The sequence below is a fragment of the Halomonas llamarensis genome (assembly GCF_023555005.1).
Taxonomy (GTDB): Bacteria; Pseudomonadota; Gammaproteobacteria; order Pseudomonadales; family Halomonadaceae; genus Vreelandella; species Vreelandella llamarensis.
Map to the genome: position 1 here is coordinate 1 of NZ_JAMJPJ010000048.1, position 11,116 is coordinate 11,116.

At 54.1% G+C, this 11,116-nt stretch carries 9 protein-coding genes, 1 rRNA gene and 1 pseudogene; 8 read left to right on the forward strand and 3 right to left on the reverse strand.

Translation table 11 applies throughout. The features are described from left to right. From M8006_RS16900 to M8006_RS16910, 3 genes and pseudogenes are all read left to right on the forward strand, one after another. Positions 1 to 108, forward strand: a pseudogene (locus tag M8006_RS16900) (IS5/IS1182 family transposase); the annotation flags it as partial. Positions 109 to 480: 372 nt separating this feature from the next. Continuing rightward, positions 481 to 1,674, forward strand: a complete 1,194-nt coding sequence (locus M8006_RS16905; RefSeq protein ID WP_250084284.1) for an NnrS family protein — start codon at positions 481 to 483, stop codon at positions 1,672 to 1,674. A 49-nt stretch (positions 1,675 to 1,723) separates the two neighbouring features. Beyond that, positions 1,724 to 2,110, forward strand: a complete 387-nt coding sequence (locus M8006_RS16910; RefSeq protein ID WP_250084285.1) for a SirB2 family protein — start codon at positions 1,724 to 1,726, stop codon at positions 2,108 to 2,110. A gap of 103 nt (positions 2,111 to 2,213) precedes the next feature. On the opposite strand, the gene hmpA is transcribed toward M8006_RS16910, so the two are convergent. Continuing rightward, positions 2,214 to 3,395 (reverse strand): NO-inducible flavohemoprotein, encoded by a 1,182-nt coding sequence (gene hmpA / locus M8006_RS16915; RefSeq protein WP_250084286.1) that lies wholly within the window; start codon positions 3,393 to 3,395, stop codon positions 2,214 to 2,216. Between the two features lie 129 nt (positions 3,396 to 3,524). After that, positions 3,525 to 4,136, reverse strand: coding sequence for an MFS transporter (locus M8006_RS16920; RefSeq protein WP_250084289.1), 612 nt, complete (start codon positions 4,134 to 4,136; stop codon positions 3,525 to 3,527). Between the two features lie 207 nt (positions 4,137 to 4,343). Here M8006_RS16920 and M8006_RS16925 point away from each other — a divergent pair, with 207 nt between their 5' ends. The 5 genes from M8006_RS16925 to M8006_RS16945 all read left to right on the forward strand — a co-directional run bounded on the left by M8006_RS16925 (position 4,344) and on the right by M8006_RS16945 (position 10,793). Further along, positions 4,344 to 6,236: a histidine kinase gene (locus M8006_RS16925; protein WP_250084291.1), complete on the forward strand. Its 1,893-nt coding sequence runs from the start codon at positions 4,344 to 4,346 to the stop codon at positions 6,234 to 6,236. Between the two features lie 2 nt (positions 6,237 to 6,238). Then, positions 6,239 to 6,904 carry a two-component system response regulator NarL gene (gene narL, locus M8006_RS16930; protein WP_250084293.1) on the forward strand — a complete coding sequence of 222 codons (666 nt, stop codon included), beginning with the start codon at positions 6,239 to 6,241 and terminating at the stop codon, positions 6,902 to 6,904. 246 nt (positions 6,905 to 7,150) lie between these two features. Further along, positions 7,151 to 8,743: an MFS transporter gene (locus tag M8006_RS16935; protein ID WP_250084294.1), complete on the forward strand. Its 1,593-nt coding sequence runs from the start codon at positions 7,151 to 7,153 to the stop codon at positions 8,741 to 8,743. A gap of 70 nt (positions 8,744 to 8,813) precedes the next feature. Further along, a complete protein-coding gene (locus tag M8006_RS16940; RefSeq protein WP_250084298.1) occupies positions 8,814 to 9,281 on the forward strand; it encodes a universal stress protein in 468 nt (155 codons plus the stop codon). Between the two features lie 6 nt (positions 9,282 to 9,287). Further along, positions 9,288 to 10,793, forward strand: a complete 1,506-nt coding sequence (locus tag M8006_RS16945; protein WP_250084296.1) for an MFS transporter — start codon at positions 9,288 to 9,290, stop codon at positions 10,791 to 10,793. Positions 10,794 to 11,021: 228 nt separating this feature from the next. Here the strand turns inward: M8006_RS16945 and rrf are convergent. Further along, positions 11,022 to 11,116: ribosomal RNA gene (gene rrf, locus M8006_RS16950) — 5S ribosomal RNA — on the reverse strand; the annotation flags it as partial.

The window sequence follows — 11,116 nt, forward strand, 5'->3', positions numbered from 1 at the left end:
GCCCGTTTAAAATCGTATCGCGCCATAGCGACGCGCTACGATAAACTGAAGCGAAACTACGAAAGCATGGTGGCTTTGGCGTGCGGTTTTTTATGGCTCCCAATGTGAAACGTCAACAGGCCCTAGCAAAGGGCTCACGCGCTTTGCGGAAAAAATTTAGCCGGTCAATGAAATGACTCATGGTCGATCTCCAGGCTTTTCGAAGGAAAGCAATCGCCTGAAATACAGGCACCTTGGAAACCGATTCTGGGTGATTAAACGCCCGATTTCTGCCCGGTTACCTCCATATAACCCCTTGCTACCTCTTAGGGGATAGCGTTCTCCAATATCTGGAGATAGCGGCAATGCAAACGCATTACGGTTGACAATAATCATGCATTAATTAAGCATCTTTATTACGATACACGAACAAAATCAAGTCACTCAGCTATTAAGCTCAAGGATATTAACCTTGCCAGCCGAGTTAACAGGTGAAACAACATGAGCGACACCACGCTAGCCCAACGATTCCCACTGCTGCGCCTGGCCTTTCGGCCTTTCTTTCTGCTGGGTGCGCTCTTTAGCGTGCTCGCTATGCTCGTCTGGCTTGCTTTCTGGCACGGCAATCTCTGGATTACCCCCCACGGTGGCATGCTCTGGTGGCACCAACACGAAATGCTGTTTGGTTTTGCCAGCGCCATTATCACCGGCTTTCTGCTCACCGCCGTGCAGAACTGGACCGGTCGCCCGAGTATTTCTGGCGGGCCGCTGTTGGGGCTTGTCGCTTTGTGGCTAACCGCCCGGCTACTACTGGCTTACGCGCCGATGCTGCCCAGTTGGCTTTTGCTGCTTGTAGACGTGACATTTCTACCACTGGTCGGCTTTGTGATGGCTAAGCGCGTGGTAGCCGCCCGGATGTGGCGTAATTTACTTTTTGTGCCGGTGTTATTGCTGCTCGCTCTGGCGAACGCAGCGATGCATTGGGGTGCCCTGCAAGGCGATGGGGTATTGATACGCGAGGCCGGGCACTTAGCGCTTTTTCTTATTACCACGCTGATGGTACTGCTAGGTGGCCGGGTAATTCCGTTTTTCACCGCGAACAAGCTGGGATTTCAAAAGCCGGAGCCGCGCCGCGTTATCGAGCAGTTAAGCCTGGGCGCCATGATTGCGGTGGTGCTACTGCAAACGCTGATCACCTTAAGCGATGTGCAAGCGAACATCCTGCTGGCCATTCTTCTGCTAATTGCCGCCGGGGCTAACGCTTGGCGTTTAGTACAGTGGCAAGGCTGGTTAAGCTTCCGCGAGCCGCTTCTGTGGGGCTTGCATGTAAGCTATGCGTTTATTCCCCTGGGGCTTTTGATGTGGACGTGGCAGCTTTTTGCTGGCCAACGCGTGGAAACCGCCCTTCATGCGCTGACAATTGGCAGCATAGGCACCATGATGCTGGCGATGATGTCACGCGTCTCACTTGGCCACACGGGGCGCGTGATCCGCACGCTGCCCGGTATTGGCATCGCGCTGGCGGGACTTTTGGTCGCCGCCCTTTTGCGTTCGGTATGGCTCTTGCTGTTTCCGCAAACAAGCCATTGGGTGTATAGCGTGGTGATTCTTATCTGGTGCTTAAGCTATTTCGTCTTTGTGCTGCACTATATGATGCCGCTACTCAGTGCCCGCCCCGATGGCAAAAACGGTTAGCGACGGGCGGTATTATTAGCGAGCGTAGCGAACACCGAAGGAGATAGACGTGGCAGAACACTATTTAATGCTTAAGCATCTACACATTACTGCGGCCTACTTGAGCCTGCTTTTCTTTATGTTGCGCGCCTTTTGGTCGCTGCGGGAAGCGCCCATTTTGCAAGCACGCTGGGTCAAGGTAGTGCCCCATGTCATCGATACCGCGCTGCTCACGTTTGGCATTTTGCTCGCTATCACACTTAATTTTTGGCCGTTACCCGCGTGGCTCAGCGCTAAAGTTGCGGCGTTGGTGATCTATATCATGCTCGGCACTGTCGCCATTAAGCGGGGTAAAACACCGGCCATTCGCGCAGGCTTTGCCTTCGCTGCCGTGGTGGTATTTGGGTATATGCTAGGCGCTGCGATTCAGCGTACGCCGCTCTCTTGGCTAGGCTGATAGCCTCAAGCGTGGCAATACTCTGATGGAGGGGGGAGCGCCTCGCTACTCACGGCGATGGCGCTCTTTTTCAGTGCGGTGGTTACATTTCCAAGCTCTGGGGTTACGCCGCGTCTAGCGCCGCGTCTAGCGCCGTTTCGGGCCCAAAGTGCTCGAAGTGGCGCTTGTCTGCTGGCACGCCCAATCGCTCTAACCCTTGGTTTACCGCCGCCATAAAGCCGTGCGGCCCAACAAAGTAACAGCGCGCCTGTGAAGGCACGTAATCGGCCAGTAGCGCTTGATTAATGCGCCCTTGATAATCGCCGCTGTCATCCTGCTCGTAAACGGTGATGCTGTTGAGCTGCTGGGGATAAGTCTTACGTAGTTTGGCAATCACGTCCGCAAAAGCGTGATGCTCAGCGTCCAAAGCGGCGTGTAGGTACGTCACCCGGCGGCCTTGCTCAAGCGCCTGCTTAGCAATCGGCAGCAGCGGTGTTTGACCGACTCCGCCGCTAATCAACACAAGTGGCTCATCATCACCGGCCAGTATTAGCTCGCCCGCGGGAGGCAACAGTTCTAGCGTATCGCCAACGCGCAGCCGGTCATGGAAGTGGCGGCTCGCCACCCCATGCGTCTCGCGCTTAATAGAAAGTCGGTAAGCACGACCGTTGGGCACATCGGAAAGACTGTAGTGGCGATAAACCGGCTCGCCATCAATCTCAAGTTTCACCCCAATGTACTGTCCGGGCGCATGCGCTGCCACCGCGCCGCCGTCTTCCGGCTCTAGAATAAACGAGCGGATCACACGGCTCTCTTGGTGTGTTTCAGCAATGCGAAAACGCTGCGGTCCGCGCCAGCCGCCGACTTGCTGCTCAAAGGCGCTATAGCGTTGCGCTTCCAGCTCAATCAGCAAGTCCGCAAGCTCTTGGTAGAGTGCGCTCCAGGCGTCGGCTACCTCCGGCGTGACGGCATCGCCAAGCACGTCGCCAATTGCGGCCATCAGGCACTCGCCGACAATCGGGTAGTGCGCCGGCTGAATATCCAACGAGACGTGCTTATTGACCACTGTTTCTAACGTTTCGCGGGCCTTTTGCGGCGACTGACGCAGCTGCACATAGGCCAGCACAGCCATTGCCAGTGCGCGTGGCTGGCCGCCGTTTTGTTGATGCGTTGGGTTAAACAACGGCATGACCTGTAAATAGCGCGCAAACATTAGCGGGTAAAACCGTGCGGTGATGGTTTCTAAGTGCTCGGCCACCACGGGCGCGGTAGCTTCGATGATGTCTTCTTGTGCCGGTGAGAGCATAAACGCCTCTTAAAGATATATTTAAAATATATCTTTAAGGTATCAGCCTCGTCACCTTACGTAAATGCGCCTCGGCGAAAATGGGGAGTTATTACTTATCTCGGCTAATGCGCATACCCATTGCGTCAATCATCGAGAAGCAGCTCGTATTTCTGCCGGATCCACAAACAGCCACAGCAGCAACATGACGATCGCAACTGGTAACATTAGGCTCCATGCGGTAACGCGCCAACCGTAAGCCTGGGAGACCATCGGTACCAAAAGCCATGAAAGCCCCCCGCCCGCTAGAAGGGCAACGTGCAACCCTACCACGAGACCGCCCCAGTGCTGCGGCGTTCTTTCACGAATGTGGGCAACACTGGCACTGATTACCCCTCCTACAATACCTAGCCCCAACGCCACCACGACAAACTCCCAGGGTTGCTGTGCCGCCCCTAGCCAAGCTAGGGCGATACTTTGTAGCGCCAACAATGCCTGGATAAGCCAGCAGGCATGCATATGTTTGCTCAACCCGTATGCCGGCCACATCACAACGGCCCCGATGGCAATAGGCAGCGCAAACGTACTGGTGGGCAGTGCGTCTGGATAACCTTCACCCGCCGCTATCGCCAACATGGCATACAACACCCACCCTGCGATGACCGCAGCGCAAGCAAGCGGTACCAGCAGCAGGCTGGCTAAAAGATGGTAACCGCCCTTTTCATCTTCTGTGGACGTATGCTGTAAATCGAATGGTGGCATCGCTTCTCTACGCGGCAAGTAAGGCTCTTAGCTATTGTCGAAAGAGAGACGCAGCAGGTCAAAAGGGCAAAAGAGGTAGGCTTTTCTGCCTTTTTATACTCACTCATAAGTATTATACTGAACGTTTATTTGCGGCATGAGCTAAAGCAAAGTAAGTGCTAATCAAGCGGACACCATCTTTTCTACCCCATCCCCACTGAGAGCCGCATGAAAATTTTACGCCACTCTCTTGTTGCCCGCATCGTCGCTTTTTTGCTGGTGATCAGCGGCATGGCGATCGTCAGCATCGGGCTCACTATGCTGATTGCCCAAAGCAGCCGGGGCGATGCCACTGCCATCAATGTCGCTGGTTCTCTACGCTTAAATAGTGCGCAGATTGCTAGAGTGCTGCAGCGCTCAACAGCGGGCGAGACAGTTGAAACGGTACGTGAAGTTAATAGGCTAATGACGCGGCTCACTGCCCGCCTGGAAAGCTCTCAGCTAGAGCAAGGGCATCATTACACGCGTAGCGGTCAACTCTCCGAACAGCTAAGTGTGCTAAAAACACAGTGGTATCAAGAAATTACTCCAACACTAAAGCAAGCCTTACACGGTGATACACTGGATATTGAGGCGGCAAGCACCGCATTAAATGGCTTTATTGATGACATTGACCACTTTGTTTCTTCGCTCGAAAAAAGCACCGAGGCGAAAATTCGTCTGCTTGGCGCCATGCAGATACTCTTTTTGGTCTTAATCGGTATACTTCTTCTGATTGCCCTTTATGACATTCGACACAACCTTGTCACACCGCTACGCCAACTGATGGTCCTCAGCCGTGAAGCCGGGCGTCGCAATTTTCGCTACCGCTCACACTTTACGGGCCAGGACGAGCTAGGTCAGCTAGGCCGCACATTTGACAAAATGGCGGCGGAGCTGAGCAAAAGCTATAGCGAGCTAGAAGCACGTATTTCGCACAAGCAAAAAGAGCTTACGCGCCACAATCGTGCCCTGCACATCATTCATAACGGCAGTCGCGCGCTATACGGCGGTGGCAACGATTTATGTGGCAGCGCGGCTCCGATGCTGCGCGAGCTAGAAGCGCTATTTAACATCGGCCCCATGGTGTTATCGCTGAATAACGAACACGATGGCAGCGATATGGAAATCTTAGCGACCCATTCACCCGATCGTCCACGCTACTGCCGTGACTTAGACTGCTTTGCCTGCTTGGACGACGCTCAAGACCCTCGCGTTGCACCTAGACTGTCTCACGAACAACATACCCCACCGCTTAGTAAAAGCGATGCACAAACGCTGGTGCTGCCTGTTGCTGTCGGTGATTTAACGCTCGGTTATTTAACCATCGGCTACGGCACACCTCCGAGCACGTCAACACATCAGCTTCTTAACACGCTCGCTAATCATTTGGCCACTGCGATCTACTTACAACAGCGCATTGAGGAACAGCAACAGCTATCTCTCATTAAGGAACGCACCATCATCGCGCGTGAGCTACACGACTCGCTGGCACAGTCGCTTTCTTATCTGAAAATGCAGGTCGCCCGGCTTGAGCGTATGCAGGAAAAGCAGCTCCCTATGGAGCAGCAGCAAGGCGTCATCAACGATCTACGTGAAGGCCTCAGCAGTGCCTATCGTCAGCTTCGCGAGCTACTAAACACCTTCCGGCTATCACTGGATAAACCCGGATTACAGCCGGCGCTGCAGCAAACCGTGGACGAGTTTAGCCAACGCCTGGGCTTTCCCGTGGCGCTAACCTATCAGGTACCACCACATTTACTCAGTGCTAACGAAGAGGTCCATCTGCTCCAAATCGTCCGGGAAGCATTGGCCAATACCTTGAAACACGCCCATGCCCACTGGGCCCAGGTTAGCTTCACTTTCCAGCAGGCGAAATTATACCTAGCGGTTGAGGATGACGGTGTTGGCCTAGCCGATGATCAATCGCCGCCGATGCATTACGGGCTCATCATCATGCGCGACCGTGCGCGCAATATTAATGCCACGCTCAATTTTAAAAACCGCTCTGAGGGCGGAACCGGGGTCTATCTCGTCTTTATCCCACAGACTGACCGACTCATCGAAGAAGGGAGCATTTGAGCATGTCCAGCACCGCCCACGATCACCCTGCAACCATCATGGTGATTGACGACCATCCCCTTTTGCGCCGCGGCGTCCGCCAACTGCTAGAATTCGAAGATGACCTGACGCTGATTTTCGATACCGGCTCACCCAAAGAAGGCATTGAGCAAGCGGTAGCATTAGATCCTGACATGCTATTGCTGGATCTCAATATGCCCGAAATAAACGGTCTGGAGACGCTTAAACGACTGCGCGAGGCAGGTTATGCCGGACGGGTTATTATGTATACCGTATCAGACCAAGAGGATGATGTGGTGGATGCGCTGCGAGGTGGGGCAGATGGCTACTTGCTAAAGGACATGGAACCGGAAGATATGGTTCATCAGCTTCGCCAGGCCGCGAAAGGTCGCATGGTGATCAGTGATAACTTAACCGCACTGCTCGCCGAAGCGCTGCGCAATCAGCGTTCAGCTCCTTTAAAGCCGTCGATTGATGCCCTTACCCAACGCGAGACAGAAATCTTGCGCGAGCTGGCCGCCGGTATGTCCAATAAGTTGGTTGCAAGAAAGCTTGATATCACCGAAGGCACCGTCAAAGTGCATGTCAAGCATCTGCTCAAAAAGCTTCAGCTACGCTCGCGAGTGGAAGCGGCCGTATGGGCCGTACAGGAAGGCTTGGATAAATAGCCCGGCAGCCGGCTCTGTGTGGATACTCCTAAAGATTTGGAGAGAGGCTAGCTCTTGTTATCACTTACCTCGACGTAAATACTTTTTCATTTAATATCAATTACTTAACCAATAAGCCTTTATACCTCTCAAGAAGTATAAAGGCTTTTTTTCGACGCTACGCCCCCTATTTCCCCCCTTAAAGCCAAGGCGTATCTTTCCGGTCAGGGCGGCATAACGCTGCATTCTCGTCCAAGGGGGTACGCCATGAGTAAAAAAAATGCCGATATTGAACGTTGGGATATCGAGGATCCCACGTTCTGGGAACAAGAAGGAAAACGGGTTGCAACGCGAAATCTGTGGATTTCCATTCCGAGCCTGTTGTTAGGGTTTGCCGTCTGGCTGATGTGGGGCATGATCACCACGCAGATGCAGAACCTTGGCTTTCCTTTCAGTGTTGGTGAGCTATTCACGCTCACAGCACTTGCCGGTCTGTCTGGGGCAACGCTGCGCATTCCCGCGTCGTTTATGATCCGTATTGCCGGAGGACGCAATACCATCTTCCTGACCACGGCGCTTTTGATGATACCTGCCGTGGGTACCGGTCTGGCCCTCATGAATCCGCAAACGCCCTTATGGGTGTTTCAGGCCTTAGCGCTGCTCTCCGGTATCGGTGGGGGTAACTTTGCTGCCTCAATGAGCAATATCTCCAGCTTCTTTCCCAAAAAGCAGCAGGGTTATGCGCTGGGCATGAACGCCGGTCTGGGTAACTTCGGCGTTACCACCATGCAGATCCTGATTCCGTTAGTGATGACCGTGGGTATCTTCGGTGCTATTGCCGGTGGTCCGATGGAACTACAAAGCGCTAGCGGCACCCTCATCGGCCGTATCAACGCCGGAACGGATACGTGGATCCAGAACGCCGCCTTTATTTGGCTAGTATTTCTGATTCCGCTCGCTTTTGCCGGCTGGTTCGGCATGAACAACCTACGCGCGATTACTCCCAACCCAGGCACACCGGCTCAAGCTTTCGGCAAGATTCTGGGCCTTTACGCCGTCGGCGCTGTGACTAGCGTTATCGGCATGCTAGCGCTGGTGTGGCTGAACATGTGGATAGCACTGCCACTGACCATCGTATTAACCGTGGTACTGCTTCGCCTTATCCCTGGCGACATCAAGCCCAATATCCAAAAGCAGTTTGAAATTTTTTCTAACCAGCACACTTGGTCAATGACCGTTCTCTACATCGCCACGTTTGGCTCTTTCATTGGTTTTTCCGCCGCCTTACCGCTGTCCATTAACGTCATTTTCGGTGGCATGATGGAGATGGGGGCTAACGGAACCATGACACGGGTTGATAACCCCGCAGGCCCGAGCGCTTTGACTTGGGCCTGGATGGGTCCTTTTGTCGGGGCGCTGATTCGTCCGGTGGGCGGCTGGATCTCCGACCGGATGGGCGGCGCTATTGTCACTCAAATTATCTCTGTGATTATGGTCGTTGCCTCTGCAGCCGTTGGCTACGTGATGATGCTGGCCTACAACTCAACCGACCCCAACAGCTACTTCGCTATCTTCCTAATTCTATTCATCGTTCTTTTCGCTGCCAGCGGTATTGGCAACGGCTCAACGTTCCGCAGTATCGGGGTCATCTTTAATGCCCAGCAAAAAGGCCCAGTGCTGGGATGGACCTCTGCGGTGGCCGCTTACGGCGCTTTCATCGCACCACGCGTGATGGGTGAACAAATTCAAGCCGGCACACCAGAACTTGCCATGTACGGTTTTTCCATCTTCTACGCGCTTTGCCTGATCGTTAACTGGTGGTTCTACCTGCGCAAGAGCGCCTATGTGAAGAACCCTTAAATCTGTCGAGCGGCGCCTGCATAGCAGGCGCCCGCTGCTATCTGTTTTGCGAGGTTCATCAATGAAAATCATGCTTGCTTATGACGGCTCCCGGAATGCCAGATTGGCCCTGGAGCAAACCATGGAAATGTTTCAGTGCAATGCGCCCACTCTGATACTGGTAGGCGTGGCGGAAAATCCCGGAGACTCCACGGACGCCAACGAAGACCTCTTTGAGGAGGAGTACAAGGAGCTCAAGGGACACCTGCAGGAGGGTGTCGAAGCCGCCATCAAGGAGGGATTCGAAGCCGAGTTACTCATCGCCGAAGGCGATGCCCGCAAGTTACTGCTGCAAGCCACCCACAAGCAGAAGCCTGACTTGCTAGTGATTGCGCGACACAGCCACGAGCCCGACCCGAGTTTTATCGCCAAGTCGCTCAATGCCATCTTCGACGAGTTTGACTACATGACCTTCGGCAGCGTCAGTTCCTTTCTGACCCGCCGGGCCGAGTGCCCGTTGCTAATTCTTCCCACAGGCGACACCGGAAACAAGGAATAGACGACCATGAAAGCCTCTGCCGTGTTCAGGGTGAAAAATCCGCAAATAAGGGCGTTGCACCTAACCTGGATCGCCTTTTTTATCACCTTCTATGTCTGGTTCAACATGGCGCCGCTGGCATCGAGCATGCTGAAAAGCGTCGACTGGCTGACCCAGGATGACATCAAGCTGTTCGCCATCTGCAACGTGGCGCTAACCATACCCGCACGCATCATCGTGGGCATGGCGCTTGATCGCTTCGGCCCACGTCGAGTTTTCTCGGTGCTGATGGTGACGATGTCGATTCCTGCGCTGGTGTTTGCCTTCGGTAACACCATGGCGCAGCTTCTTATTTCGCGACTAGTGCTGAGCTCTATCGGTGCCAGCTTCGTAGTCGGCATTCATATGACCGCCTTGTGGTTTAAACCAAGGGATATCGGTTTTGCCGAGGGCTTTTATGCCGGTTGGGGCAACTTTGGCTCCGCCGCCGCTGCCATGACCTTACCCACCATCGCCATTACCATGTATGGCGGTGACGATGGCTGGCGCTGGGCCATCGCGCAAAGCGCCATCGTGATGGCGGCCTACGGTGTCTACTACTGGTTCGGCATCACCGACGGCCCCGATCCCAAGGCACATCGCAAGCCGCGCAAAGCCGCTGCGATGGAGGTCAGCTCCTGGGCCGACATGGTTAAGTTGATTCTCTGGACAATTCCGCTGGTCGGTGTGCTCAGCATCCTGGTATGGCGCATCCAAAATATGGGCTATCTTTCCACCACGGGTGCTATCATCGCTTACTTGGTGATCATCGCGGTGGTTATTTATCAGATCACCCAAATCCTGCGAGTCAATATCCCCATTCTCAAGGAAGGCGTACCCGAGGACGACAAGTACCCCTTCAGCAGCGTGGCGGCGCTTAACAGCACCTACTTCGCCAACTTTGGCGCCGAGCTTGCCGTGGTCTCAATGCTCCCCATGTTCTTCGAGCAGACTTGGGGACTCAGTGCCGCCATGGCCGGGGTGATCGCAGCCTCCTTTGCCTTCGTCAACTTGGTGGCACGCCCCATGGGCGGCATGGTATCGGACCGGATGGGAAACCGTCGCTTCGTCATGCTCAGTTACATGTTTGGCATAAGTATTGGCTTCATGCTGATGGCCATGCTTAACTCAAACTGGCCTTTGATCGTAGCCGTAGCCATCACCATTTTCACCTCCTTCTTCGTGCAGGGGGCAGAAGGCGCGACGTTCGGGATTATCCCTTCAATCAAGCGTCGCATCACCGGCCAGATCTCAGGCATGGCGGGAGCCTATGGTAACGTGGGCGCTGTTGTTTATCTGACCATATACACTTTCGTCACACCGACTCAATTTTTCTACATTATCGCTGCAGGCGCTTTTATCAGCTGGCTGCTCTGCCTACTCTGGCTTAAGGAGCCGGAAGGCGGCTTTGCTGAGGAGTATCATGTCTCCTCCGTTGATCGCATGATCGAAGACCAGGAGAACCTCAAGGCGCAGCACACAGGCAAGAGTTGAGGGCGTACGTACGGTATTTGCTACTCAATACGTTAAGGGCAGATTATTCAAATCTGCCCTTTTTTGTGGATATCGGATAACCTATCAGCAGCGTTACAAAACAAACCTCTCCCCGCCCAACATCACGGTTACACGTCCTACCCGATGATTACCGACATTGGTAACGCCATACCCCAAAACAAAAAAAATCCCCCCAGGCCTGAGCCCGGGGGGATTTTTCGGATAAGTGCCTGACGATGACCTACTCTCGCATGGGGAGGCCCCACACTACCATCGGCGCTGAGCGGTTTCACTACTGAGTTCGGCAAGGGATCAGGTGGTTC

Excerpts from the sequence above, each read along its gene's own strand:
- M8006_RS16945 (WP_250084296.1), top strand. The coding sequence starts at position 9,288 with ATGAAAGCCTCTGCCGTGTTCAGGGTGAAAAATCCGCAAATAAGGGCG.
- narL (WP_250084293.1), top strand. The coding sequence starts at position 6,239 with ATGTCCAGCACCGCCCACGATCACCCTGCAACCATCATGGTGATTGAC.
- M8006_RS16905 (WP_250084284.1), top strand. The coding sequence starts at position 481 with ATGAGCGACACCACGCTAGCCCAACGATTCCCACTGCTGCGCCTGGCC.
- M8006_RS16925 (WP_250084291.1), top strand. The coding sequence starts at position 4,344 with ATGAAAATTTTACGCCACTCTCTTGTTGCCCGCATCGTCGCTTTTTTG.
- M8006_RS16920 (WP_250084289.1), bottom strand. The coding sequence starts at position 4,136 with ATGCCACCATTCGATTTACAGCATACGTCCACAGAAGATGAAAAGGGC.
- hmpA (WP_250084286.1), bottom strand. The coding sequence starts at position 3,395 with ATGCTCTCACCGGCACAAGAAGACATCATCGAAGCTACCGCGCCCGTG.
- M8006_RS16935 (WP_250084294.1), top strand. The coding sequence starts at position 7,151 with ATGAGTAAAAAAAATGCCGATATTGAACGTTGGGATATCGAGGATCCC.
- M8006_RS16940 (WP_250084298.1), top strand. The coding sequence starts at position 8,814 with ATGCTTGCTTATGACGGCTCCCGGAATGCCAGATTGGCCCTGGAGCAA.